The following is a 25612-nucleotide window of genomic DNA, read 5'->3' as shown; positions in this document are numbered from 1 at the left end:
TCAGCGCTTCTTCCTGACCGGCTCGCCGCCGCGCTTCTCGCGCACCACGGTCTTGCTGCTCGCCGGAACCTTGTCGATCTTCGGCTTGCCGGAAGTGCCCTTGGCAACCGGCGCCGGCACGCGCTGGCTCACGGCCTGCACGCGCGACTGACCGCGTGGCGCGGATGTCGTTTGCGGAGCGCGCTGTGACTTCGCCGCGCGATCGTGACGTCCAGCATGAATCAACTGTGCGTTGCCGGTGCCGACGTGCGCTGCCCGTGCCGCCTGAATCGGCAAATACACGACCACCTGATAGCCGCGCGGAAACGCATGGTTGGGCTTGACGTCGTTCCAGTCAGCCACGTTGGTGGCGCTCAGACGGTAACGCTGCGCAATGCTCGCGACGCTGTCGTTGCGGCCAGCCTTGACGGTGGTTTTGCGGGTGACGATCTCCGGTTGAAAGCTCAGCTGGCCGGTGTCGGCAACGACGGCCGCCACGTCTTCGAGCACCTTGGCCGAGCGCGGCACGATCAACGTCGAGCCGGTCTTGATGAGCATGCGCGGCGGTATCGCGTTGATCGATCGAAGGTCGACTTCGCTCATGCCGGCGCGTTGGGCGGCGTCGGCCACCGTCATGGTCGTGGGCACGGTCCATGCGGTCCAGCTCGCATATTGACCTTGCGTGTAAGCCTCGAAGTTGCGCTGGAATACGGCCGCGTTATCCCAGGGCAAAAGGATCTGTGGCGTGCCGGCGGCCAGCAACACCGGCTTGTGCGCGGCCGGGTTCAGTGCGCGAAAGTCTTCGATGCGCGTGTCGGCCAGCTTGGCGGCGAGGTTCACGTCGAGATCTCGCGTGAGCGTCACCGACTGAAAGTACGGGTGGTTGGCAATCAGCGGCAGCTCGGTGTTGAAAGCCTGCGGATTGGCGACGATGTTCTTCACTGCCTGCAGCTTGGGCACGTACATGCGCGTCTCGGCTGGCATTTGCAGGTCGCTGTAGGTGGTCGGCAACCCCAGCTTCTGGTTCTTTGCGATGGCACGGCTGACGCTGCCTTCGCCCCAGTTATAGGCGGCGAGCGCCAGTTGCCAATCGCCGAACATGCCGTAGAGCTTTTGCAGGTAGTCGAGCGCGGCGCGGGTCGATGCCAGCACATCGCGCCGGTCGTCTCGAAACACGTTTTGCTTCAGGTCGTAGTCAGTGCCTGTCGCAGGCATGAACTGCCACATGCCGGCCGCGCGGGCGCTCGACACGGCTTGCGGGTTGAAGGCGCTTTCGATGAAGGGGAGCAGGGCGATCTCGGTCGGCATGTCGCGACGCTCGAGTTCTTCGACGACGTGAAAGATGTACTTGTTCGAGCGCTCGGTCATGCGCTGGATGTAGTCGGGCCGCGTGGCATACCACTGCTCGCGGTCGTGCACGGCCTCGTTGTCGAGATTCGGCATCTTGAAGCCGCGGCGAATGCGGTCCCACATGTCGGTCGGCGGCGCGAGCGGCATGACGTTCAGCGATGTGGCTTTGCCTGCTGTGATCGGTTGCAGCGGACCACCGGGATAGGTGGCTGCGGCGCCTCTGGTACCGCCGGAAGTCGAGCCGGTATCCGTGGAGGAAGAAGGCGATGTGGGCGTTGCGCAGCCCGCGAGCAGCAAGGCGCCTGCAACGCAGGCAGCAATGAGAAATTTCATCGGAAGTCGTTTTTCCATTGGCGCAGTGCGGCGAACACGTCGGCTTCGACCGCGTTGGCAGGAAGCTCGGCATGCGCGCGCACCGCTCGAAGGACAGTGGCTTCGCGGCTGCGAAGAAAGGGGTTGATCCGGCGCTCGATCGCGAGTTGCGAAGGCAGCGTCGGTTGCCCGAGTGCACGCAATGCTTCGCACTGCGCGTTGTACTGAGTCAGTTCGGTGTTCGCTGGTTCCACCGCCTGGGCAAAGCGGAGGTTAGCAAGTGTGTACTCGTGGCCGCAGCACACGCGTGTTGCGTCGGGCAAAGCGCTCAGCGCATCGAGCGAAGACAGCATCTGCGCCGGCGTGCCTTCGAACAGGCGACCACAGCCGCCAGAGAAGAGCGTGTCTCCGCAAAACAGCAGCGGCGCTGCCTCGTGGCCCGCAGATTCCTGTGCCGGCAGAAAAAAGGCAATGTGGCCCGCGGTGTGACCGGGGATGTCGATCACTTCGAATCTGAGACCGAGCGTTTCTGCGTGATCGCCTTGCTTCAGTGGTGTGAACGGCTCGGGAATGTTCTCGCGCGCAGGGCCGAAAACCCTGGCGCCGGTGGCAGCATGCAGCTCGGCCACGCCGCCAGTGTGATCGGCGTGATGGTGCGTGACTAAAATCGCGGCGAGTTGCAAGTTGTCGCGCTTCAGTGCGTCGAAAACCGGTTTGGCTTGGCCCGGATCCACCACGATCGCGTTGCGCCCGTCGTGCAGCATCCAGATGTAGTTGTCGGTAAAAGCGGGTAGCGGAACGAGGTTCATGAGCGGTCAAATTATAGATTTGCACAAGTGGTTCGAGACCCCTCCGGGCCGCTATCTGCTGGCGTGGGAGCAGGCGCAGTTCGACCACGCGGTAGCCGACATCTTCGGCTATCACGCTTTGCAGCTCGGCGTGCCCGAAATCGAAGGCCTTCGCACCAACCGCATGCCGCACCGCTGGCTGGCGGTGGCCGACCCTGCACAGGCCAATTTGCGCCCGCGCCTGCGTGGTTCGCTCATCACCGATTTTGCGGCGCTGCCCTTTTCGGCCAACAGCCTCGACTTGGTCGTGCTGCCGCACTCGCTGGAGCTCAGTGCAGATCCGCATGCAACTCTGCGCGAGGTCGAAAGGGTGCTGGTGCCCGAAGGCCGCGTGGTCATTTGTGGGCTGAATCCATCGAGCCTCTGGGGCATGCGGCAGCGGCGCGCTCACCTGTACCGGCACCTCGGCTTCGGCCAGTTGTTTTTGCCGGAGGCCGGTGAGTTCATCGGCTTCAGGCGCATGCGCGACTGGCTGCGACTGCTCAGCTTCGAAGTCGAGTCGGGGCGATTCGGCGCGTACCGTCCGGCCGTCAACAGCGAGACCTGGCTCGAACGTTGCCGCTGGATGGACACGGCCGGCGAGCGCTGGTGGCCCATCTTCGGCGCAGTTTATTTTTTGGTCGCAGTCAAGCGCGTGCGCGGCATGCGGCTGCTCAGTGCCGACTGGCGTCGCGCCTCGGCACGCGCTACGGCGCCGGTGCCCATTGCAGGCAAGGTCCACCGGTCGCCTTCCTCAGAAAACGAAAGAAGCATTTGAGTTTGGACGAAGTCGTTATCTACACCGACGGGGCTTGCAAGGGCAACCCGGGACCAGGTGGGTGGGGTGCCTGGCTCAAGTCGGGGCTCACCGAAAAAGAGTTGTTTGGCGGCGAACTCGCCACCACCAACAACCGCATGGAGCTGACCGCCGTCATCGAAGGCCTCACTGCCCTCAAGCGACCATGCAAGGTGGTGCTGTACCTCGACAGCCAGTACGTGCGCATGGGCATCATGGAGTGGGTGCATGGCTGGAAACGTAAGGGCTGGCGCACCGCGAGCGGCCAGCCGGTAAAAAATGTCGAGCTATGGCAGCGGCTCGACAAGCTGGTGCAGGAGGGCGGGCATCAGATCGAATGGCGCTGGGTCAAGGGCCACTCGGGTGACCCGGGCAACGAGCGCGCCGACATGCTGGCGAACAAGGGCGTCGAGCGGGCGCTAGGGCGGCTCTAGGCCGTTCGCTCGGCCAGTTCGTTCAGTCGGTTCAGCCGACGTCGTCCGCTTGCGATCGCGCAAGGCGTTCAAGCTTCCAGCACGAACATCGGATCCGCCGGCTCGCCGCCGCGAAAGAAATAGTCGCCCGATGCGATTTCGACTACAGGCAAGGCTGCATCGGCGCCTCTCGGTCTTTGAGGTCGTCTAGATCAGGCCGTCGAACATCATCACGTCGACTTCGTCACCGGCGGCGACATTGCCTTGCTCATGGTGCAACACGACCAACCCGTTGGCTTCGACCATGGAACTCAAGATGCCCGAGCCCTGGTTGCCGGCGATGCGCACTTCTGGCAAGGCGCCCGGTTTCGGCTGGATCAAGCCGCGCTGGTATTCGGTACGACCCGGCTTCTTGCGGATCGGGCCGGCGCTGCGCGCTCGCAGCAGGGGCAGCGGTGCGGTCGCCGCGCCGTGGCAACCCATCATCCGCAGCAAGGCAGGGCGAACCAGAACGAGAAAGGTCACCATCGCCGCGACCGGGTTGCCGGGCAATCCGAAGAGGAGTGCGGGCGCGGCGCCAACATCATTCTGGTCGCGCGCAATCAATCCAACGGCGAGCGGTCGGCCGGGTCGCATCGCGACGTTCCAGAACGCGACGTCGCCTTGTCGTTCCATCACCGCACGCGTATGGTCGGCCGCGCCCATGCTCACGCCGCCGCTGGTGATGATGGCGTCGGCTTCGCGTGCGGCCCTTTGCAGCGTGTCGGCGAGCGCAAACGGGTCGTCGCGGACCAGGCCGAGGTCGATCACCTCGCAGCCGAGGCGGCTCAGCAAGCCGAACAGCGTGTAGCGATTGCTGTCGTACACCGCGCCTTCGCGAGGCGCTTCGCCGAGGCTCAGGATCTCGTCGCCGGTTGAAAAGTAGGCGACGCGCAATCGGCGCACCACCGGCACCATCGGAAGCCCGAGGCTCGCGACCAGGCCGAGCGCGGCTGGCGACAGTCGCGCTCCGTGCGTCAAAGCGGGCTGGCCTTGCATCAGGTCTTCACCTGCAAAACGGCGGTTATCGCCGCGGTGCAAAGCATTCGCGGGGAAGGTGATCCGGTCGCCTTCGATCCGACAGAACTCTTGCGGAACCACGGTATCGAGTCCTGTGGGCATGACAGCGCCGGTCATGATGCGAACCGCGTCGGTGGCTGCCAGCGGTCCGTGCCACGGTGCACCGGCCAATGCGGTGCCCACCACGCGAAGGCTCAACGAACCTTCCGCAGCGTCCGACAGCAGTGCGCCACCGAATGCATAGCCGTCCATGGCGGAGTTGTCGTGCGGCGGCACGCTGACGGGCGAGACGATATCTTCGGACAGCACGCGACCCAGTGCATCGCGTAAAGCGATGCGTTCTGCTTGCGGGACGGCGGCCTGCTCTGTCAGCCGCTCAAGAAACGCCAGTGCGCTTGCAACGCTCAGGGAGGCTGCGTCATGGCCGTGGGCTGTATCGACAGTCGAATCAGCGACCGAAGCGGCGACTGGCGCTGCAAGAGACGCGGCGATGTCGGCAATGCGGGTCATCGCGCTTGCATTGCGTGCAACTCGTCCAGCGTGTTCGCGTTAAGGAAGGCGTCGGGCGCGTCGCCGGGGCGATCGAAGGGCACGAGCACCGTGCGGTGCTGAGCCGTCCATGCGCCGACTTTGCGCCCATCTCGCTGCATGAAGCGCTGTAGGCTGTCGCGCAAATCTGCAGGGGCATCGGTGCGATCGGTGCGCGAATTGATATGCGGCCTTGCACGCAGAAGGCAGAACACGGGCTGAGGCCGAAGCTTCGGCGTGCCTTCATCCGACTCTGAGTGTCCTGCTGCCATCGCCATGGTGATGTCGGCGTCTGCATCGACCATCGCGTCGGCCAGGCGACGCGCCAGATCGTGCGGGAAGAGCGGCGTATCGCAAGGCACGGTCAGCAGATATTCGGTTTCGCAATGCGTCAGGCCGGTCAGAAATCCCGCCAACGGCCCGGCGTAGTCGGCCGGTTCATCATCCGGCCACACCGGAAATCCGAACGTTTCATAGGTCGGCAGATTGCGATTGGCATTGATGACAACGCGCCCGACCTGTAGCGCAAGGCGCGATGCCGCGCATGCACCGAGCGGAACCCGATTGAACTTCTGCAACCCCTTGTCGACACCCCCCATGCGCGACCCACGTCCGCCCGCGAGCACCAGCCCGGTGACGTCGGCGGGGGAGATTGCGGTCATCCGCCGATATAGCTCATCTCGACACGGCGCGGCGTGGCCGCCGAGTCGCCGTCGTCGTCCGAGCCCGGATCACCGGCTGCACGAAGCGCCCGCAATTCCGAGTACCGATCGGCGCGCCCTTGCCAGATGTTGCCGATGTGCGAGACGATCTGTTCGTCGCTCGCGTCACCGCGCAACAGCGGCCTCAAATCATGTCCGCTGTGCGCGAAGAGGCAGAGATAGAGCTGTCCTTCGGTCGACAGGCGCGCGCGGCTGCAGTCGCTGCAGAAAGCCTGAGTCACGCTGCTGATCACGCCGATTTCGCCGCGCCCGTCGGCATAGGCCCAGCGCTGTGCAGTCTCGCCCGGAGTGCTCGCGTCGAGCGGCACCAAGGGGAACTCGGCGGCTATGCGTGCGACCACGTCCGACGATGGCATGACTTCGTCCATGCGCCAGCCGTTGGTCGCGCCGACGTCCATGTACTCGATAAAGCGAAGCACCACGCGGCCGCCGTAGTGATCGCGAAAGTAGCGCGCCATCGGCACGATTTCCTGATCGTTGGTGCCGCGCTTCACAACCATGTTGATCTTGATGGGGCCGAGCCCGACGGCCACTGCCGCATCGATGCCGGCGAGCACATCGGCCACCGGAAAGTCGACGTCGTTCATGCGGCGGAACACGGTGTCGTCGAGGCCGTCGAGACTAACGGTCACGCGCTGCAGGCCGGCCGCCTTGAGCGCCGCAGCCTTGCGCGCCAGCAACGACGCGTTGGTGGTGAGCGTGAGGTCGAGCGGCGCACCTTCGGGCGTGCCGTCGTTCCATCGGATCGCCGCGAGTTGTGAAATCAGCACATCGATGTTCTTGCGCAGCAATGGCTCGCCGCCGGTCAGCCGGATCTTGTGCACGCCGTGCAGCGCGAAGAGCCGCGCCAGTCTCGTGATCTCTTCGAAGCTCAGGAGGGCACTGTGCGGCAGGTAGTCGTAGTTTTTGTCGAACACGTCTTTCGGCATGCAGTAGCTGCAACGGAAGTTGCAGCGGTCGGTCACGCTGATGCGCAAGTCGGTGAGCGGACGGCCGAGCCGGTCGACCAGATGCCCAGTGGCCGCAACCACTGCGTCGCTCACGACATTGCCAACCGAAGCCGTCCGCAAGCGGCTGCGCTCGTCGACAAGAGGGATCACGCGTGCGTTCATGGCTCGGTTGTATGCGGGCGGGCGACTCAGCCGTGTCGGACGGCAACGGTCTTGAGCGTGGTGAACCCATAAAGGGCCTCGAAGCCCTTTTCGCGACCGTAGCCCGATGACTTGACGCCACCGAAAGGCAACTCCACACCACCACCCGCACCGTAGTTGTTGATGAACACCTGGCCGGCGCGCACCCGCTTGGCCATGCGGAACTGGCGTGCACCGTTGGCGGTCCACACGCCGGCCACGAGTCCGAACTGCGTCGCGTTGGCGAGCGCCACCGCTTCATCCTCGTCGCGGAACTGCATTGCTGCGAGCACGGGGCCAAAGACTTCCTCCTGCGCCAGCCGATGCATGACCGGCACATCGCGCAACAGCGTGGGCGCTTGATAAAAGCCGGTGTCGGGCGCTTCGTCGACCACAACGCCTTGCGCCACCATCGGAATGTCGGCGTGCTGCGCGTCCGAGAGAAAATCCCATACGCGTTGCTGCTGCGATTGCCGAATAAGCGGGCCGACGTCGAGGTCCATCGCGGCCGGGCCGACGCGCAGCGCAGAGAACGCATGGCCGAGGCGCTCGAGCAGCAGCTCGTAGATGTCGCGCTCGATCAGCACGCGTGAGCCGGCCGAACAGGTCTGGCCGGCGTTCTGCACGATTGCGTTGATGAGCACCGGAATGGCGGCGTTGATGTCGGCATCGGCAAAGATGATCTGCGGGCTCTTGCCGCCGAGCTCCAGCGTGACCGGGCAATGACGCTCTGCTGCGATCTGCTGGATCAACGTGCCAATCTTCGGGCTGCCGGTGAAGCTGATGTGATCGATGCCTTCATGGCGCGCAAGGGCATCGCCCGCTTCATGGCCGTAGCCGGTCACGATGTTCAGCGCAGCGGGCGGAAAGCCTGCTTCGGCGGCCAGTTGCGCCACGCGGATAAGCGACAGGCAGGCGTCTTCGGCCGGCTTGACCACGCACACGTTGCCTGCGGCCAGCGCACCGCCCACGCTGCGCCCGAAGATCTGCATCGGGTAGTTCCACGGAATGATGTGGCCGGTGACGCCGTGCGGCTCGCGCCAGGTGAAGACGCTATAGCCTTCTTGATAAGGGATGGTTTCGCCGTGGAACTTGTCGCAGGCACCGGCGTAGAACTCGAAGTAGCGCACCAGCGCCAACGCATCGGCACGGGCTTGCTTGACCGGCTTACCGCAATCGCGCTGTTCGAGCAGCGCAAGTTCGTCGACGTGCTCGGCGATCTTTTGCGAGAGCTTGTAGAGCAAGCGGCCGCGGTCGGCCGCGCTGACTTTGCTCCAGGTGCTTTCAAAGCAATCGCGTGCCGCGCGAACGGCGCTGTCGATGTCGTCGGCGTTGCTGCGTTGCAGTTCTTCGAAGATCTGACCGTCTGATGGATCAATGACGGGCAGGGTGCGCCCGGACGACGAGGCCACGCTCGTGTTGGCGATGTAATTAAGTTGCATCAATGAATTCTCGCGCAAGGTCGATAGACGTTGCAGCCATGTTGTCGATGTCCGGTTGCTGCGCCGATGCTTTTCACTGCGCGGCGCAAATATTTCAGTCGCTTTCAGCGCTTCACGGCAGAGGGTGCGGCGCTGTCAGGGCGTCAGCGCGCCGGCGCTTTCTGCAAGGCGCGCACGGCCTCCAGCATTCGCTCGACGTGCTTGTCCGGGTTGAGGTTCTGGTAGTAATAGGCAACCTTGCCATCCGACGAGATCACATAAGAGAGTCGATTGGCGAAATCGGGCCGCGTCTGCATGAGAGCGTCGAAGCTCTGGATAACGGTCTTGGACTCGTCCGAGGCCACTGGAAACCGGCTCTGGCACGCGCGGACCGAAAATTTCGACAACGTGCCGATGTCGTCTGCGGAGACGCCGATCACCGTGGCACCGAGCGCAGCGAATTTGTCTGTCGCTTCGGCGAAGGCATGTGCTTCGATCGAACAATCTGCCGAGTCGGCTGCCGGGAAGAAGTAGACGACCACCGGGCCTTTTGCCAGTGCCTCGGCAAGCGAGTAGCGAAAGGTCTTTCCACCCAGCGCCGCGTTGGCGGTGAACTTAGGTGCGGTGTCGCCGATGTCCAACGCAGCGAAAGCAGGCTGAGCCGTCAGCAAAACAACGGCAATCGGCACACAGCGTGAGAGGATGGTTCGAACGAAATGGGCCATTGTGTAACTCCCGGCGAGTGGCCGCCGAATTCTAGAGTGCTCAGTTTTGCGGGCGCGCGTTGAAACCAGCATGCACCCAGTGGCGTACTCGAAGCAGCGAACACGAAAGAAAAGCATGAAAACACTCTCCCGACTCTCTGCTTTCATGCGCTTGCGGTGGCTGCGCGCTTTGCTGGCACTGTCGGCCATCGCCATGCTCGGTGCGTGCGGGTCGTTGCCGCCGATGCGCGAACGTGCGATGGTGACATCGGCCCCAGCCGATCCGTCGACCGCGCTGGCCACGATAGCCGCTGCCTCCACGCCGCCGGGCGAACACTCCGGCTTTCGTCTGATGCCATTGGGCGTTTACTCGCTCGATGCGCGCATTCAATTGGCGCAGCGCGCCCAGCGATCGCTGGTGGTGCAGTACTACCAGCTCGAAAACGACGCGGTCGGTCGCTTGTTGCTGCGCTCGTTGCGCGAGGCGGCGCTGCGCGGGGTCAAGGTGCGTGTGCTGGTCGACGATCTCTACACGGTGAAGAGCCAGCAGCTGTTGCTAGCGCTTTCGGAGACGCAGAACGTCGACGTGCGGCTCTACAACCCATTCTGCTGTGGCCGCAACGGCTTCATCTCACGCTTCGCTGCCTCGCCGCATGAAATCGGGCGACTCAACCATCGCATGCACAACAAGCTTTTCATCGCCGACGGCACGATGGCGGTTGTGGGCGGTCGCAACATTGCCGACGAGTATTTCGTCTTGAGCGAAGCGCAGAACTTTATCGACATGGATGCGCTGATCATCGGCAAGGTGGTGCCGCAGTTCGAGACCATCTTCGACGGCTACTGGAACAGCGAACAGGTCCGGCCGATCGAAGAAATAGTCACGCCGGAGGGGGGCCAAAAGCTCACGGGCGCCGACTTCGACAGCTGGGTTGGCATGGCCGCGCCGGCGCCGAAGATCGAGCTGCCGCCATCAGACATCCTCGGCTATGGCCCGATCGGCGAAGAACTCGATGGCGGCCGGTTGGGCCTGCTGTGGGGCGAAGCACTTGCCATTGCCGACCCAGCGAGCAAGCCGACTTACATGACTGAAGACGAGGCGGTTGCGACCAGCGTCACGATGAAGGTGTGGGGCCTGCTGCTCGATGCCAAGACCGATGTCGAACTGACTTCGCCCTACCTGGTTCCGGGCGAGAAGGGCATGGCGGCGTTCGAAGATCTGGCCAAGCGCAACGTCAAGCTCACGCTGCTCACCAATTCGCTGGCGGCCAACGACGAGCCGCTGGTTCACACAGGCTATGCACGCTACCGCGAGCGCCTGCTCAAAACCGGCGCAGACGTGTACGAGCTGAGCCCGGAGCGCACCACGGCGAGCAAGCGATTCGGATCGTTCGGCAAGTCGCTCGGTCGGCTCCACGCCAAAACGGCCGCGATCGACAAGCGGCGCGTCTTCATTGGCTCGATGAACCTCGACCCACGCTCGGCCAGCCAGAACACCGAAATGGGCGTGGTCGTCGACAGTCCGCAACTGGCACGCGAAATGCTCCGGATCATCAATATCAGCAAACTGCAGAACTCGTACCGGCTGCGGCTCACCAAACCCGCCGGAACGCTCGAATGGCTGACGACCGATGGCGAAAACGAAATGATCTTGACGACCGAGCCGGAATCCGGCTTTTTCAAGCGCCTGTATAACTCGTTGATCGCGCCGATAGTCCCGGAAATGCTGCTGTAGTTGTGTACTTATTGCTGTCTACCCACTGTCAAAAAACCAATATACAGTTAGAAACAATTGGTGCGACGGGCGCGCCAGCAACCGTTTTTCAGGATGAACGCAGTGAGCAACTCTCGGCAAGTGGTCATGCAAGTCGTCAAGCGTTCCGGTGAGGCAGCGCACCACGTCGAGTTCACCCTCGACGACAACTTTTCGGAACGGCTGCGGCAGCTGCGGACGTTGGTGCCGCCGCTCAACGGGCTGAACAAGCAACGGGACCTCGTTATCGACAAAGTGCGCGCGCGACTGCCTTCGGCAGTGTGGCGTTGCGGTGCGGCAGGAGAAGAACCCAGCGCCGTCGATGGTTCGTGCATCGTGATCGCGGCAGAAGGCTTCTTCAACTGCGGCGCCAAGGATCGCAAGTCCAAGGAGAAGCTGGTGACGTACACCTTCCCGATCCAGCGGCTTGTCGAACTGCACGCTGAGCGCGCCAACGGCGAAACGTTCTTTATCCGAAACGGTATTTTCACGAACGACGAGCCGGCCGATTCATCTGCGGGACGTTGGGTCGCCGCGCTGCATGAATTTGCCGACTCTCGGCTGCCCGAGGGGCCGTCGCAGTTCGACACGCTGCCGGGCGCACCTGATACGCGCCAGCCGAGCATGAGCGAGCTGAACTGAGACCGGCCCACTCGCAGCAGGCCCAAGCTCAAGCCCAAGCCCGGTCTCAGGTCTTGAGCATCATCAGGATTTGATCTTCACCTCGACACGGCGCGCTTCGGCCGCCGGCCCGTCAACCTGAGACTGCTCGGGCTTGGAAAGCTCGATCTTGTCGGCAGGTGCACCCGCTGCCTTCAGCGCGTCACTCACCGCCATTGCCCGCTGCCTGGCCAGCTCCGCATTGGTCGCCGCATCGCCGCTGGCGTCGTGATAGCCGCTCACCACAACCGTGCTGCCGCTTTGAACCGCTTTGACGACATCTGCCAGCGCTTCCTTGCCGCCGGGTGCGATTTCTGATTTGCCGGTCTGGAAGTAGAACTTCACTATGCCGTTCTCGACCTTGACCGATGCGGCTTCGATGGCCGCGACCGCACCGGCAGCAGCAGCGGGTGCGGCAGCCGCGGCGGGTGCTGGCGCCATCGCGGCGGGTGGCGTTTCGATCCTTAATGGAACGGCGGCCGCGGCATCGCCACCGTGGAACTTGACCACCAGCGGCACGATCAGCAGCGCCACGATGTTGATGATCTTGATCAGCGGGTTGATTGCCGGACCGGCCGTGTCTTTGTAGGGGTCGCCCACGGTGTCGCCGGTGACCGCGGCCTTGTGCGCTTCGGAACCCTTGCCGCCGTGATGGCCGTCTTCGATGTATTTCTTGGCGTTGTCCCAGGCGCCGCCGCCCGTGCACATGCTGATGGCGACGAAAAGTCCAGTGACGATTGTTCCCATCAGCAGGCCCCCGAGCGCTTTCGGCCCGAGCACCAGGCCGACGATGATCGGCACCACGACCGGCAGCAGCGAAGGGATCATCATCTCCTTGATGGCCGCACCGGTCAGCATGCTCACGGCCCTGCCGTACTCTGGCTTGCCCGTGCCGTCCATGATCCCGGGAATCTCGCGGAACTGGCGACGCACTTCCTCGACCACCGCCCCGGCGGCGCGGCCCACCGCCTCCATCGCCATCGCGCCGAACAGGTAGGGAATCAGGCCGCCGATGAAGAGGCCGACGATCACCATCGGGTCGCTCAGGTTGAAGCTGATCGCCTGGCCATAGCTTTCGAGCTTGTGTGTGTAGTCGGCGAAGAGCACCAGTGCAGCCAGGCCGGCCGAGCCGATCGCGTAGCCCTTGGTCACCGCCTTGGTGGTATTGCCGACCGCGTCGAGCGGGTCGGTCACGCTGCGCACGCTCTCCGGCAGGCCGGCCATTTCGGCGATGCCGCCGGCGTTGTCGGTGATCGGCCCGTACGCGTCGAGCGCGACCACGATACCGGCCATCGACAGCATCGAGGTGGCAGCTACCGCAATGCCGAACAGGCCGGCGAGCGAATACGACGCGAGGATCGCGATGCAAACGAAAATCACTGGCCAGGCCGTCGAGCGCATCGACACGCCGAGGCCCGCGATGATGTTGGTACCGTGGCCTGTGGTGGAGGCCTGCGCGATGTGCTGCACCGGCTTGTATTGCGTGCCGGTGTAGTACTCGGTGATCCAGACCAACGCGGCGGTCAGCGCAAGGCCGACGAAGCAGGCGCCAAATAGTTTCAGCTGGCTGCCGCTGGCAGCTACGGCGTTGTCCGGAATGAGCCAACTCGTGACGAACCAGAAGGCGATCAGCGACAGGATGCCGGCGACGGCCAGCCCTTTGTAGAGCGCCGGCATCACGTTCACCATGCCCGGCGACGCCTTCACGAAGAAGCAGCCGATGATCGACGCGATGATCGACACCGCGCCCAGCGCCAATGGGTACAGCACCGCGTTGATCGGGGCTGTCGTGATCATCAGCGCGCCGAGCACCATGGTGGCGATGAGCGTCACGGCGTAGGTTTCGAACAGGTCGGCAGCCATGCCGGCGCAATCGCCAACGTTGTCGCCGACGTTGTCTGCGATCACCGCCGGGTTGCGCGGGTCGTCTTCCGGAATGCCGGCTTCGACCTTGCCTACCAGGTCGGCGCCGACGTCGGCACCCTTGGTGAAGATGCCGCCACCGAGCCGCGCGAAGATCGAGATCAGCGAAGAGCCAAAGGCGAAGCCGATGAGCGGGTTCAGCAGCGTCGCGAGGTTGGCGCCGGGCGCCGCGCTACCGACCAGAAACCAAAAGAAGCCAGCAACGCCCAGGAGGCCGAGGCCGACGACCAGCATGCCGGTGATTGCGCCGCCGCGAAACGCCACATCGAGCGCCGGTCCGATGCCGTGGGTCGCCGCCTGCGCTGTCCGCACGTTGGCCCGCACAGACACATTCATGCCGATGAAGCCGCAGGCACCCGACAGCACCGCACCGATGATGAAGCCTACCGCTGTGGTGACGTCGAGAAAGAGTCCGATAAGTACGGCGAGCACGACGCCGACGATGGCGATGGTTCGGTACTGCTTGGCGAGGTACGCGGCGGCACCCGTCTGGATCGCAGCCGCGATCTCCTGCATTCGGGCGTTGCCCGGGTCTTTGGAAAGTATCCAGCTGCGAGCCCAGAAACCGTAGCCAACGGCCACCAGGCCGCAGACCATGGCGAGTATCAGGGGAGTGTTGCCGATCATGCGTTTGCTTCTCCATCGTTCGTTGCGATTGAAAGAAACGGAAAGCACGCGGAACCCTGCGCGCAACGCGTACGGGACCTTGGATTTCCGTCGCGTTGCTTCCTCGAAGCTGCTGCACCTTGGGTGCGGAGCCGATTGGCCAACGCGTGCAATTTACAGGCAAAAGTCACGGTTCGTGTGAGCGGACCGTGACACGATCAGTAAACTTCGGGTTTGTCCGCATCTTTCGCAATCCTCTCAACCACACGAACAACGACATGTCCTTCGACAAAGTTTCCCCTGGCAAGAACATCCCCGATTCATTCAATGTGGTGATCGAGATCCCGATGAATTCCGACCCGATCAAGTACGAAGTCGACAAGGAGTCGGGCGCGCTGTTCGTGGACCGCTTCATGACGACGGCCATGTACTACCCCGCCAACTACGGCTACGTGCCGCAGACCTTGAGCGGCGATGGCGACCCGGTCGACGTGCTGGTGATCGCGCCGTATCCGCTGCTACCGGGCGTCGTGGTGCCGTGCCGCCCCCTGGGCATTCTCTTGATGGAAGACGAGGCTGGAGTCGATGGCAAGGTGCTCGCCGTGCCAACCACCAAGGTACTGCCGATCTACAGCCACTGGAACTCGATCGACGATGTGAACCCGATGCGCTTGAAGGCCATCAGTCACTTCTTCGAGCATTACAAAGATCTCGAAGAAGGCAAGTGGGTCAAGGTGCTGGGATGGGAGGGCATCGACGCCGCCCGGAAGGAAGTCATGGACGGCATCGCCGCATACACGAAGTAAGGCTCGGGTAGCCCTGCGCGGAGGGAACTCAGTCTTTCGGCATGAGTTTGACCAGCTCTTCATCAGGGAGCTTGCCGGCCGCTGTCACCAGACGCAGCGCCTCGGCATCGCTCATGGCGTCACCGCCGCTCGACAGAAACCGGATGACGCAAGCGCCGACCTTGATTTCGTCGCCATTGCCAAGCGCGCAGCTTTCGACGCGTTGGCCATTCACATAAGTGCCGTTGGTGCCGCCCAGATCGCGAATCTGGATCGCGTCTCCAGCCTGTTCCATCACGGCATGGGCGCGGCTGACTTGCGGATTGTCCAGCACCAGGTCGCAACTGGGGGCGCGTCCAATCAGATACGGGAGCTTGAACAACGCCACCTGCCTGGGCGTGGCTGTCTGTTGAAGAACGATGAGTCGAGCCATTTGAATATTCTCCCGCGAGCCAACCTGTGCCGAATGGCCCCAGGCCGTGTGCCGATCGGCGGCGCGCTAGAGCGGGCTACCGGGGGCGTCAGCCGGCAGTATGTATAGCCTTTGTGGCGATTCGCACATATCGGGCCCAAAGCTCGGGATTAAGTCACGAAGCCTTGAAAGGACTGCGTTCGTCGAGGTGATCCATGTAGTTTTCGATGCCTGCGCCCTCGCGTTCCAGAAAGCGTTCGACCGCATCGGCGAACGACGGATGCGCAAGCCAGTGAGCGCTCGTCGTCTTGACCGGCATCAGCGCGCGCGCCATCTTGTGTTCGCCCTGGGCGCCGCCCTCGAAACGCGATACGCCGTTGTCGATGCACCACTGCAAGGGCTGGTAGTAGCAGGCGTCGAAATGGAGGCAGTCGACACGTTCGAGCGCCCCCCAATAGCGGCCGTACGCCGCGAGCGGCGCACCGATGCCGCTTACACCGTTCTCAACGGCCGCAGAAAGCGCAATCAGGCTGGTGGCGATCGGCTTGCCCGCGCGTTCAGCTACGAAAAGCAGCCACGCCTCTGGCAGAGTGTCGGCCATGCGATGAAAGAAGTCGCGGGTGAGGTAGGGCGCGTTGCCGTGTTCCCGATAAGTGCGCGCATAGCAGCGATAGAAAAAATCCCAGTCGGCGGTGGAAATATCGGCGCCGCGAGACCAGCGAAAGCTGACCCCCGCATCGGCCACCTTGCGGCGCTCCTGTCGGATCTTCTTGCGTTTGTCGTGCGACAGGCTGGCCAAAAACGCGTCGAAATTCGGATAGCCGGGTTCGGTGTTTGTCCAATGAAATTGAATGGTGTGGCGCAGCATGAGTCCGGCTTCGGCGCAGGCGGCAATGTCTTCGTCGGCACCGAAAAGGAGATGCAACGACGAAAGTTCTTCCTGCTTGCACCACTGAACCAACCCGTGAACCATCAAGGTGCGGCTCTTCGCATCGCGCGCCAGCAGGCGGGCGCCGGGTACCGGCGTAAAGGGCACTGCAACGAGCGCTTTCGGGTAGTACTTGAGTCCGTGCTGCTCATAGGCGTTGGCCCATGCCCAGTCGAACACGTACTCGCCGTACGAGTGGTCCTTGACGTAGACCGGGCAAGCACCTTCGAGCCGTTTGCCGCGCCGCAGCGTGACGAAAGCTGCCGTCCAGCCGCTCTCCGGTGTGGCGCTCTTGCTTTCATGCAGAGCGACGAGATATTCGTGTCGCATGAAAGGAGAGGGATTCGGCTGCAGCGCGAGCAGGTCGTTCCACGCTTTCGCGTCGATTTCCGTCGGAGAGGTGTGGATATGAAGAACGAGATCGGTCAAAGCAGATTCACGGAAGCGGATTCGAATAGTGATGAGTCGGCAGTTTAGAAAAGAATGCGAGACCCCGTGTGGCGACAGCTTTCATTGCACGATCGATGAAGTTGTGGCGGATGCACGGCGCTCTCTCCTTGCACCTTCATCGGCGCACTCCGACGTACTCCGCAACACCGATGCCTCCCAAAACCAGTGCTAACGCAACCGCGTGGTACGGTGAAAGCGTCTCGTGCAACACGAGCACGGCGAGCAGCGGCCCGAAGATCGGCACCAGATTGAGGAACACTCCAGCGCGGGCGGCCCCGATGAGCTCTACCGCGCGTATGAAAGTGATCTGCGAAATGAACGAAGGCAGCACCCCGACGAAAATTGCCAACGCCATGCCTTTTGCCGTCGGCATGAAGAAGTGGCCGGTCACGACTTCGACGACCAGCAGCGGAAGTGAAGTCAGGAACGCCACGGCGGCCAGCGCGGCAAAGAACACGATGCCCGGCGCTGCCGGCCGGTCCCGCAGCGCAAGTGTGTAAGCGGCGTACATCAGGCAGGCGATGACCATGGCGATATCGCCGCGGTTGAAAGCCAGTTGCGCCAGCGCGGCGAGGTCTCCCTGCGATGCCACCACCGCGATGCCGGCAATCGTCAGCGCCACCCCGAACAGTTGCAGCCCGCGGATGCGCGTTCGAAAAATGAAAAAACTACCGACGAGCACCAACACCGGGATCGTGCCCTGAATGATCGCGATATTGATGGCCGTGGTGTGGTGCGCCGCCGTGTAGAACAGCGCGTTGAAGCCGGTGAACCCGAAAGCGCCCATCAGCAGGATGCGCCGCCATGCCGGCACCAGCACGCGCCAATGTTGCGCGATCTGCCGGTGCGCGGTGAGGCCCAGCGCGATGCAACTTACGATCCAGCGCGAACCGGTCATCATCATTGGAGAAATTTCGCCGACGGCCAGCCGCGCAGCAACCGCGTTGGCCCCCCAGATCAAGGTAGTGAAGACCAGCAACAGGTACGCCTGATGCCCGAACCAGCGAAACAAGCGAAACAACGAAAAAGTGGATGTCGAAGCGTCGGCGTGCATTGCCACGAGGCTACCAGCGAGCTTCGGCTCTTCTGGCACGCTCCATGCGAGACGCCAAGGCATTCCTCCGTATAGGGGGCGCTCATCGCAGCATCGGGCAAGGATTGGCGTTACCCTACCGCCAGCACACTCAACGAAATCGCCGGAAGACCACCATGAAGCAGATCACCGCTATCGTCAAACCGTTCAAGCTTGAGGATGTGCGCGAGGCACTCGCCGAGGTGGGCGTGACCGGGCTCACCGTCACGGAAGTTAAAGGCTTCGGCCGACAGAAGGGCCACACAGAGTTGTACCGCGGCGCTGAATACGTGGTCGACTTCCTGCCGAAGATGAAAGTCGAGGTCGTGGTGAACACGGCCGACGTCGATCGCTGCGTCGAGGCGATCGTGAACGCCGCCCGCACCGGAAAAATCGGGGACGGCAAGATTTTCGTCACCAGCGTCGAGCGCATCGTCCGCATCCGCACCGGTGAAGAGAACGAAAGCGCTATCTAGTCACCATTTGGCTCGCTAGGGCTCGCTAGACATTTTTTGCGAGCAGCCCTGATTGCCCCTGACCACCGCGGTGGTCCAGCAACCAGTTGAGCAGAGCTTCCGGCTCGCTCAGGGTGTGCATCAGATCCATCTGCCACTCGCCCATGAAGCCAGCGCGCACGCTGTGTGCCAGGAAGCCTAGAAGTCCGTCGTAGTAGCCCTCGACGTTGAGGATGCCGACAGGCTTGTCGTGGTAGCCCAGTTGGCGCCAGGTCCAGATCTCGAATAGCTCTTCAAAGGTACCGATGCCGCCCGGCAGCGCCACGAACGCATCGGCGCGCTCGCCCATCATGGCCTTGCGCTCATGCATGGTGTCTACGATGTGCAGTTCGTCGCAAAGCGTGTTGGCCAGCTCCCTGTCGACCAGGGCTTTGGGAATGATGCCGATCACCCGGCCCCCCGCCGCCCGCGTGGCCTCGGCCACCGTGCCCATCAGGCCGGTGCGGCCTCCGCCATAGACGAGTTGACCGCCACGCTGGCCGATCCATTGGCCGACCGCAGTTGCAGCTGCCGCAAATTGGGGGTGCTCGCCAGGGCGCGAGCCGCAATACACACATATCGAGAATTCTGGAGTCATCCCCCAATCATGCCAACGCGAAACGGCGGCGGGCCAGAACTTTGTCAGCCCACGAAACGTTGCCAGAGCGCGGCCGCCCAGATGCCGCCGCAAATCAGCAAGGAAAGCAGCACTGCCGCACTGCCCATGTCCTTGGCGCGCTTCGACAGATCGTGCCACTCCGGACCAATGCGATCGATGGCAGCCTCGACGGCTGTGTTGAGCAACTCCACGATCATCACCAGCACGACGCTGCACGCAAGCAGCGCTGTTTCGACCCAGCTTCGGCCGAGCCAGAAAGAAGCTGGCAGCAGCACGATGGAAATCAGCGCCTCTTGCCGGAAGGCCGGCTCGCTCCAACCCGCGCGCAGGCCTTGCAGGGAAATGAGGGTGGCGTGAAAAACACGCTCCAGGCCCTTGCGGGCTTTTTGCGGATTAACGGCGGGATCGGGGAGGGCACTCATGGTGTGTTTCGTGGCAGCTTAACCGCGGCCGACGCGCAGTCTGCGTACGGCTTGCGTACAGCTTGGATACGGTTTAGCGACGGCTCATGGGCCGCGACGAAATCAGCCGCGTGCCGGCCCAGGCGTCGTGCCAGAACTGGTGCTGCGGTTGAAAACGCGACAAGAGCGCCCAGATCAGCACCCAGCCAGAAATCAGCAGCGCCGATTCGCCTCCGGAGAGCTTGAAAGGTGCAATCGCGGCGAGCGGAGGCAGAAACCAGATCCAGCCCAACAGGTAACGAATCAACGCGCGACGCTGGGTAACAGGTCGCCCACTGGCGTCGACGATACGGATGCCCCAGGTTTTCATCGCGAGGGTCTGGCCGTGAATCCAGAACCAGACGAAGTACACGCCGAACACGACGAACAGAAAGGCTTGAAGCAAATGACGGCGTTCGTCCATCGCGTCGCGCATTTGGCCCAAGGTGCTGAACAGCCAACCTGCCACGAAGACGACTGCGAACATCAGCATGCCTTCGTACAGCCAGCAGGCCATTCGGCGCCACAGGCCGGGCGCTCTCAAAAGCGCTGCTGCTTCTACGGCGCCGCCGGGCGTTTCGGAAAGACTGGCTTCAGGTTTTGCGGGATCGGACGAACGCATCGACGGCGACATCAGGGTGTCGTCGATGGTTGGGCGGAGGCACGCTCGATCGGCGCCGCAGGAACGAGTACCTGCGCTCCAGCAGGGATCGGAGCGCCCGACACAGGAGCCGCCAAGAAAGGGGTCGCGGGCAACGAGCGTGATGCGCGAACGGACATTGCTGTCGGCTCGCTGGGCGGTGCCAGTTGAATCCGCGGCAAGCGGTCGCCCACCGGCACCGGCACGGGCGCGAACTTTTGAGCCGACACGGGCTTGGCAGGTATCGCTGCACCGCGAGCTGGCTTGACCGCCGCTTTTTCGGCAAGCTCACGCTTTTGCTCGTCGCTCAGTGCTTGGTAGGCCTCCCACTTCGCTTTGCGCTCGTCCGCCGGAATCTGCTTTACCTCGGCGAAATTCAACCGTGCCTGCACCCGTTGCTGCTGGCTCAACGTGGCCCAACCGGACATGCGGCTGTGCATGACGGTTTGCTCTTCGGGCGTCATCTTCGGGTAGTTACGGGTAATCGCCAGCCACTTACGCTTATGTCCGAGCGACAGCCTGTCCCAGTGCTCGGCCAGAGGTTGCAGCGCCAATTGCTGTGACAGGTTCAGCTCGCTCCACAGGGGCTTGGTAACCACCGCCGTCTTGGGTGCGATAGCAGCCGCCGAGGCCGGGGCACCTGCTTTGGCCCCCTTGGCGTCGAGCGGCAATTGGGCGTTTGCGCTGGACGCTGCAGAAATTGCAATTGCGGCCGTGGCCATCCGCAGCAGCGTGCCAGCCCAGGCGACCACCATCCGCCGCGACGGGCGGGTGGCAAGCGCCAAAGCGCAAAAATCAAAACTGAACGCAGAGCGGAGCGGCATTCGACAGGGTCAACGGACGGTGGCGTCGTCAGTTTTCAAGAACTGCGCGAAACCAGGGTCGGTGTAGGCAGCAGGCGGCAAATCGCCGGTGAGCAAGGCCGAATCGACTTCGGCAAGGTCGTTGGCTCGGTCGTCGTCCTGCATCACGCTGATCGTGATGAGGCCGGCAGCCAAAGCGATGAGCGGAACCACCGAGCCGATCCGGGTCCACCAACGCCCGCCAAGGCCCAGTGTGGCGGAGCGGCCGTTCGAAACCACCACTGGCGCCGCGTGCAATTGCGGCGCCACTTTGCGCCGACTGACTGCCTGCTGCCGCGCCACACGCAATCGCTCGCCGATGTCGTGCGGCAACTGCTCGCTGCCCGACGCCAGGCGCGCCGCCACGCGGCGGCCGAACTGGGCTTCTAAGACGTCCGAAGGCGTGGAGAACGATTGGGTCGATTTGGTCATAGCGAAATTCCCTTGGCCGTCAGCGCTTTGCTCAGGGCGTGGACGGCACGCGAACAATGAGTTTTGACGCTGCCTTCGGAGCAGCCCATTGCTGCAGCCGTTTCAGCAACATCCATTTCTTCCCAGTAACGCATTAGAAAGGCCTCGCGTTGACGCCCGGGCAGCTTGGCGATCTCTTCTTCGATGTCGTGGAACACCTGGGCGCGTCGCGTGGTGTCTTCGGCGCTCTCGGTTTCTCTGGAGTCGGTGGGCGCCACGAAGTTCTCGAGCAGGTCGAATTCTCCATCGTCGTCCGGAGCTTCGAAGTCGCTGAGATTGGAAAAAAGTGCGCGTCGGGTTTTTTGACGGCGGAACCAATCGAGCGTGCAGTTCGACAGAATCCGCTGAAATAGCATCGGAAGCTCGTTCGGCGGCTTGTCCGCGTAGTGCTCCGCCAGCTTCATCATGCTGTCCTGCACGATGTCGAGCGCAGCTTCCTCGTCACGGACGTGATAGATCGAGCGTTTGAAAGCGCGTCGTTCAACACCTTTGAGGAAATCGGAAAGTTCTTTTTCGGTGGCCAAGCGGGGTCCGGCGCGAAGTGCGCCTCGTGGGATGTCTGTATCTGGACGAGTTGTGTTTTTACCGCCGCGGATTATGCATCGCGCGGCCGATGTCATAATCCGCTCTGCAAGTCAAAAGGCAAACGGGTCTTTGTCCGGCGGAGCATCAATCCGCTCATGGCAACCGGCCTCAAGTCCTGGCGCGGCCTCACAAGGGTTGGCAAGGGGCACCCAAGGTTTTTCGTTCCCGAAAAAACTCCAAAGGTTCATCATGGAAATCTCGAAAGCGGAACTCGCTTCCGCAGCAGCCGCATCCTCCGGGATGGGCAATCAATCCCAAGAGCTCATGGGCGCAGAAGTGCTCATCAAGTCGCTGCAGGCCGAAGGTGTCAAGTACATCTGGGGCTACCCCGGCGGCGCGGTGCTGTACATCTACGACGCGCTCTACAAGCAAGACACCATGCAGCACGTGCTCGTGCGCCACGAGCAGGCGGCGGTGCACGCAGCGGATGGCTATGCGCGCGCGACGGGTGAAGTCGGCGTGGCGTTGGTTACTTCGGGCCCGGGGCTGACAAATGCGGTCACGGGCATTGCAACGGCGTACATGGACTCGATCCCGATGGTGATCATCTCGGGTCAGGTGCCGACCGCGGCCATCGGGCTCGACGCATTCCAGGAATGCGACACCGTCGGCATTACGCGGCCCATCGTCAAGCACAACTTTCTCGTCAAGGATCCGAAGGATCTTGCGATGACGATCAAGAAGGCATTCCACATCGCGCGCACCGGCCGGCCCGGGCCGGTGGTGGTCGACGTGCCGAAAGACGTGTCTTTCAAGAAGGTGCCGTACGCCGGTCATCCCGACAAGGTCGAGATGCGCTCGTACAACCCCGTGCGCAAGGGCCACGGCGGACAGATCCGCAAGGCGCTACAGCTGCTGCTGACGGCGAAGCGGCCGTATATCTACACGGGCGGCGGCGTACTGTTGAGCAATGCCGCCAACGAACTGCGCACGTTGGTCGACATGCTCGGCTATCCGGTCACCAACACGTTGATGGGCCTGGGCGCCTATCCCGCGAGCGACCCCAAGTTCCTCGGCATGCTGGGCATGCACGGCACCATCGAAGCCAACAACGCGATGCAGAACTGCGACGTGCTGCTCGCAGTCGGCGCGCGCTTCGACGATCGCGTGATCGGCAATCCGAAGCACTTCGCGCAAAACGAACGCAAGATCATTCATATCGACATCGATCCTTCGAGTATCTCGAAACGTGTGAAGGTCGACATCCCGATCGTCGGCGACGTCAAAGACGTGCTGACAGAACTGATCACGATGATCAAGGAGTCATCGACCAAACCGGACGCTGGTGCCCTGTCCGATTGGTGGAAGACCATCGAGACGTGGCGCGCCAAGGACTGCCTGAAGTACGACCGGGGCAACGGCGATGTCATCAAGCCGCAATACGTGGTCGAGACGCTGTGGAATATGACCAAGGATGCGGACTGCTACATCACGTCCGACGTGGGCCAACACCAGATGTGGGCCGCGCAGTACTACCGCTTCGACGAGCCGCGGCGCTGGATCAACTCTGGTGGGCTCGGCACGATGGGCGTCGGGATTCCGTACGCGATGGGCATCAAGCTCGCCAAGCCCGATGCGGAGGTGTTCACTATCACTGGCGAAGGCTCGGTCCAGATGTGCATCCAGGAGCTCTCTACCTGTTTGCAGTACAACACCCCGATCAAGATCTGTTCGCTGAACAACCGCTACCTTGGCATGGTCCGTCAGTGGCAAGAGATCGAATACTCCGGCCGTTACAGCCACAGCTACATGGACGCGCTGCCCAATTTCGTGAAACTGGCTGAGGCCTATGGGCACGTCGGCATGCTGATCGAGCGGCCCCAAGACGTCGAGCCGGCGCTGCGTGAAGCGCGCAAGCTCAAGGACCGCACCGTTTTCATGGATTTCCGTACCGACCCGACCGAAAACGTGTTTCCGATGGTCAAGGCCGGCGCAGGCATCACTGAGATGCTGTTGGGTTCCGAAGATCTCTGATCGTCGGAATGTTCTCTTAACTTTTCTCGAGACGAATCTATTGGCTGCCAAGCCGCGTGGTTACCGCTGCGCGGGGAGGGCACCGAAAAGAGGAGTCTTTCGCTTATGAAACACATCATTGCCGTGCTGCTCGAAAACGAGCCCGGCGCACTCTCTCGGGTGGTCGGCTTATTCTCCGCCCGCGGCTATAACATCGAATCGCTGACGGTCGCCCCGACCGAAGACGCCAGCCTGTCGCGCATGACCATCGTCACCGCAGGCTCCGACGACGTCATCGAGCAGATTACCAAGCACCTGAACCGGCTCATCGAAGTCGTCAAAGTGGTCGACCTGACCGAAGGCTCGTATACCGAGCGGGAACTCATGATGGTCAAGGTCCGCGCGGTCGGCAAGGAACGCGAAGAGATGATGCGCATGGCCGAGATCTTTCGCGGTCGCATCATCGACGTCACCGACAAGAGCTACACGATCGAACTGACCGGCGACCATTCGAAAAACGACGCGTTTCTCGAAGCGCTGGACCGCAGCGCCATTCTCGAAACCGTGCGAACCGGCGCCAGCGGCATCGGTCGCGGCGAGCGCATCCTGCGCGTCTAAAGCACGCCACCCGTTCATTCCCCATCCCACACTACATTTCAACGAAGGAGCAACGACATGAAGGTTTACTACGACAAAGACGCCGATCTCAGCCTCATCAAGGGCAAGACGGTCGCAATCATTGGCTACGGCTCGCAAGGCCATGCGCATGCGCAAAACTTGAACGACAGCGGCGTCAAAGTCGTCGTCGGCCTGCGAAAGGGCGGCGCCTCGTGGGACAAGGTCGGCAAGGCTGGGCTCAAGGTTGCTGAAGTGGCGGATGCGGTGAAGTCAGCCGACGTCGTCATGATCCTGCTGCCCGATGAGCAGATCGCCAACGTCTACAAGAACGATGTCGCCCCGCACATCAAGGAAGGCGCTTCGCTCGTCTTTGCTCACGGCTTCAACGTGCACTACGGCTTTGTTCAGCCACGCGCCGATCTCGACGTCTGGATGGTCGCCCCGAAGGCGCCGGGCCACACGGTTCGCAGCACCTACACGCAAGGCGGCGGCGTGCCCCACCTTGTGGCCGTGCACCAAGACAAGACCGGCAAGGCGCGTGACCTCGCGTTGAGCTACGCCACGGCCAACGGCGGGGGCAAGGCCGGCATCATCGAAACCAACTTCCGCGAAGAAACCGAAACCGACTTGTTCGGCGAGCAGGCTGTTTTGTGCGGAGGCACGGTCGAACTGATCAAGGCTGGGTTCGAAGTGTTGGTCGAGGCCGGCTACGCGCCGGAAATGGCGTATTTCGAATGCCTGCATGAGCTCAAGCTCATCGTCGATCTGATTTATGAAGGCGGCATCGCCAACATGAACTACTCGATCTCGAACAACGCCGAATACGGAGAGTACGTGACCGGCCCGCGCATCATCAACGACGAGTCGAAGAATGTAATGCGGCAGGTGCTGAAGGACATCCAGACCGGCGAATATGCCAAGAGTTTCGTGCTCGAAGCCGCCGCTGGCCAGCCCACGCTGATCAGCCGCCGCCGTTTGAATGCCGAGCATCAGATCGAAGTCGTCGGCGAGAAGCTGCGTGCGATGATGCCGTGGATCAAAAAGAACAAGCTCGTGGACCAAACGCGCAACTGATCGCTGTCCTCCGCACTGTAAGGGCCACCGTGCGCGGTGGCCCTTT

At 62.5% G+C, this 25612-nt stretch carries 26 protein-coding genes; 9 read left to right on the top strand and 17 right to left on the bottom strand.

Annotated features, from left to right (window positions below):
- Both QN397_RS08125 and gloB read right to left on the bottom strand, forming a co-directional pair.
- Window positions 1–1662 (bottom strand): transglycosylase SLT domain-containing protein, encoded by a 1662-nt coding sequence (locus tag QN397_RS08125; RefSeq protein ID WP_323500618.1) that lies wholly within the window; start codon window positions 1660–1662, stop codon window positions 1–3.
- Window positions 1659–2450: a hydroxyacylglutathione hydrolase gene (gene gloB / locus QN397_RS08120; protein WP_323500617.1), complete on the bottom strand. Its 792-nt coding sequence runs from the start codon at window positions 2448–2450 to the stop codon at window positions 1659–1661. Before gloB ends, QN397_RS08125 begins: the two co-directional genes overlap by 4 nt.
- Between gloB and QN397_RS08115 the strand changes: the two genes are divergently transcribed.
- Together QN397_RS08115 and rnhA are read left to right on the top strand one after the other, a co-directional pair.
- Entirely contained in the window at window positions 2449–3246 is a 798-nt protein-coding gene (locus QN397_RS08115) for a class I SAM-dependent methyltransferase (protein ID WP_323500616.1), read from the top strand. The two genes, gloB and QN397_RS08115, sit on opposite strands and share 2 nt — an antisense overlap.
- 2 nt (window positions 3247–3248) lie before the next feature.
- Window positions 3249–3698: a ribonuclease HI gene (gene rnhA, locus QN397_RS08110; RefSeq protein ID WP_323497791.1), complete on the top strand. Its 450-nt coding sequence runs from the start codon at window positions 3249–3251 to the stop codon at window positions 3696–3698.
- 186 nt (window positions 3699–3884) lie between these two features.
- Here the strand turns inward: rnhA and glp are convergent, their stop codons facing one another.
- The 5 genes from glp to QN397_RS08085 form a co-directional block, all read right to left on the bottom strand.
- Window positions 3885–5246: a gephyrin-like molybdotransferase Glp gene (gene glp / locus QN397_RS08105; RefSeq protein ID WP_323500615.1), complete on the bottom strand. Its 1362-nt coding sequence runs from the start codon at window positions 5244–5246 to the stop codon at window positions 3885–3887.
- On the bottom strand, window positions 5243–5926 hold the full coding sequence (gene mobA, locus QN397_RS08100; RefSeq protein WP_323500614.1) for a molybdenum cofactor guanylyltransferase: 684 nt from the start codon (window positions 5924–5926) through the stop codon (window positions 5243–5245). The genes glp and mobA overlap by 4 nt, the downstream gene beginning before the upstream one ends.
- Window positions 5923–7098, bottom strand: coding sequence for a GTP 3',8-cyclase MoaA (moaA, locus tag QN397_RS08095; protein ID WP_323500613.1), 1176 nt, complete (start codon window positions 7096–7098; stop codon window positions 5923–5925). Before moaA ends, mobA begins: the two co-directional genes overlap by 4 nt.
- 26 nt (window positions 7099–7124) lie before the next feature.
- Window positions 7125–8558 carry an aldehyde dehydrogenase family protein gene (locus tag QN397_RS08090; RefSeq protein ID WP_323500612.1) on the bottom strand — a complete coding sequence of 478 codons (1434 nt, stop codon included), beginning with the start codon at window positions 8556–8558 and terminating at the stop codon, window positions 7125–7127.
- Window positions 8559–8701: 143 nt separating this feature from the next.
- Window positions 8702–9262 (bottom strand): peroxiredoxin, encoded by a 561-nt coding sequence (locus QN397_RS08085; RefSeq protein WP_323497765.1) that lies wholly within the window; start codon window positions 9260–9262, stop codon window positions 8702–8704.
- A gap of 115 nt (window positions 9263–9377) precedes the next feature.
- Here QN397_RS08085 and QN397_RS08080 point away from each other — a divergent pair, with 115 nt between their 5' ends.
- Both QN397_RS08080 and QN397_RS08075 read left to right on the top strand, forming a co-directional pair.
- A complete protein-coding gene (locus tag QN397_RS08080) occupies window positions 9378–10976 on the top strand; it encodes a phospholipase D family protein (protein ID WP_323497764.1) in 1599 nt (532 codons plus the stop codon).
- 102 nt (window positions 10977–11078) lie between these two features.
- Window positions 11079–11636: a hypothetical protein gene (locus tag QN397_RS08075; RefSeq protein WP_187051702.1), complete on the top strand. Its 558-nt coding sequence runs from the start codon at window positions 11079–11081 to the stop codon at window positions 11634–11636.
- A 63-nt stretch (window positions 11637–11699) separates the two neighbouring features.
- On the opposite strand, the gene QN397_RS08070 is transcribed toward QN397_RS08075, so the two are convergent.
- Window positions 11700–14204, bottom strand: coding sequence for a sodium-translocating pyrophosphatase (locus tag QN397_RS08070; protein WP_323500611.1), 2505 nt, complete (start codon window positions 14202–14204; stop codon window positions 11700–11702).
- Between the two features lie 257 nt (window positions 14205–14461).
- On the opposite strand from QN397_RS08070, the gene ppa reads away from it, so the two are divergent.
- On the top strand, window positions 14462–14989 hold the full coding sequence (gene ppa / locus QN397_RS08065; protein WP_187051704.1) for an inorganic diphosphatase: 528 nt from the start codon (window positions 14462–14464) through the stop codon (window positions 14987–14989).
- A 28-nt stretch (window positions 14990–15017) separates the two neighbouring features.
- Here ppa and QN397_RS08060 read toward each other — a convergent pair whose 3' ends face one another.
- From QN397_RS08060 to QN397_RS08050, 3 genes are all read right to left on the bottom strand, one after another.
- The gene (locus QN397_RS08060; protein ID WP_323500610.1) at window positions 15018–15401 is read right to left on the bottom strand and encodes an FHA domain-containing protein; all 384 of its coding nucleotides are present in this window, start codon (window positions 15399–15401) and stop codon (window positions 15018–15020) included.
- 154 nt (window positions 15402–15555) lie between these two features.
- On the bottom strand, window positions 15556–16737 hold the full coding sequence (locus tag QN397_RS08055; RefSeq protein WP_323500609.1) for a GNAT family N-acetyltransferase: 1182 nt from the start codon (window positions 16735–16737) through the stop codon (window positions 15556–15558).
- A gap of 136 nt (window positions 16738–16873) precedes the next feature.
- A complete protein-coding gene (locus QN397_RS08050) occupies window positions 16874–17875 on the bottom strand; it encodes a DMT family transporter (protein ID WP_323500608.1) in 1002 nt (333 codons plus the stop codon).
- Window positions 17876–17967: 92 nt separating this feature from the next.
- Between QN397_RS08050 and QN397_RS08045 the strand changes: the two genes are divergently transcribed.
- Window positions 17968–18306 (top strand): P-II family nitrogen regulator, encoded by a 339-nt coding sequence (locus tag QN397_RS08045; protein ID WP_187051708.1) that lies wholly within the window; start codon window positions 17968–17970, stop codon window positions 18304–18306.
- 25 nt (window positions 18307–18331) lie between these two features.
- Here QN397_RS08045 and QN397_RS08040 read toward each other — a convergent pair whose 3' ends face one another.
- From QN397_RS08040 to QN397_RS08015, 6 genes are all read right to left on the bottom strand, one after another.
- Window positions 18332–18922, bottom strand: a complete 591-nt coding sequence (locus QN397_RS08040; protein ID WP_323497760.1) for a TIGR00730 family Rossman fold protein — start codon at window positions 18920–18922, stop codon at window positions 18332–18334.
- A gap of 44 nt (window positions 18923–18966) precedes the next feature.
- Window positions 18967–19365: a diacylglycerol kinase gene (locus tag QN397_RS08035; protein ID WP_323500606.1), complete on the bottom strand. Its 399-nt coding sequence runs from the start codon at window positions 19363–19365 to the stop codon at window positions 18967–18969.
- A gap of 73 nt (window positions 19366–19438) precedes the next feature.
- Window positions 19439–20017 carry an RDD family protein gene (locus QN397_RS08030; protein ID WP_323500605.1) on the bottom strand — a complete coding sequence of 193 codons (579 nt, stop codon included), beginning with the start codon at window positions 20015–20017 and terminating at the stop codon, window positions 19439–19441.
- Window positions 20017–20847, bottom strand: a complete 831-nt coding sequence (locus QN397_RS08025; protein ID WP_323500604.1) for a DUF3106 domain-containing protein — start codon at window positions 20845–20847, stop codon at window positions 20017–20019. The genes QN397_RS08030 and QN397_RS08025 overlap by 1 nt, the downstream gene beginning before the upstream one ends.
- Before the next feature lie 9 nt (window positions 20848–20856).
- Complete coding sequence (locus tag QN397_RS08020) at window positions 20857–21297, bottom strand: DUF3619 family protein (protein WP_323500603.1); 441 nt, start codon at window positions 21295–21297, stop codon at window positions 20857–20859.
- Window positions 21294–21860: an RNA polymerase sigma factor gene (locus tag QN397_RS08015; protein ID WP_323497755.1), complete on the bottom strand. Its 567-nt coding sequence runs from the start codon at window positions 21858–21860 to the stop codon at window positions 21294–21296. The genes QN397_RS08020 and QN397_RS08015 overlap by 4 nt, the downstream gene beginning before the upstream one ends.
- 250 nt (window positions 21861–22110) lie before the next feature.
- Here QN397_RS08015 and QN397_RS08010 point away from each other — a divergent pair, with 250 nt between their 5' ends.
- From QN397_RS08010 to ilvC, 3 genes are all read left to right on the top strand, one after another.
- Window positions 22111–23895 (top strand): acetolactate synthase 3 catalytic subunit, encoded by a 1785-nt coding sequence (locus QN397_RS08010; protein WP_323500602.1) that lies wholly within the window; start codon window positions 22111–22113, stop codon window positions 23893–23895.
- Between the two features lie 105 nt (window positions 23896–24000).
- The gene (gene ilvN, locus QN397_RS08005; RefSeq protein ID WP_187051715.1) at window positions 24001–24492 is read left to right on the top strand and encodes an acetolactate synthase small subunit; all 492 of its coding nucleotides are present in this window, start codon (window positions 24001–24003) and stop codon (window positions 24490–24492) included.
- Window positions 24493–24549: 57 nt separating this feature from the next.
- Window positions 24550–25566: a ketol-acid reductoisomerase gene (gene ilvC, locus QN397_RS08000; protein WP_187051716.1), complete on the top strand. Its 1017-nt coding sequence runs from the start codon at window positions 24550–24552 to the stop codon at window positions 25564–25566.
- Window positions 25567–25612: the final 46 nt, after the last annotated feature.

Source organism: Variovorax sp. RTB1, assembly GCF_035018765.1.
Lineage (GTDB): Bacteria > Pseudomonadota > Gammaproteobacteria > Burkholderiales > Burkholderiaceae_C > Variovorax.
This window is presented reverse-complemented; position numbering and strand designations above follow the sequence as displayed.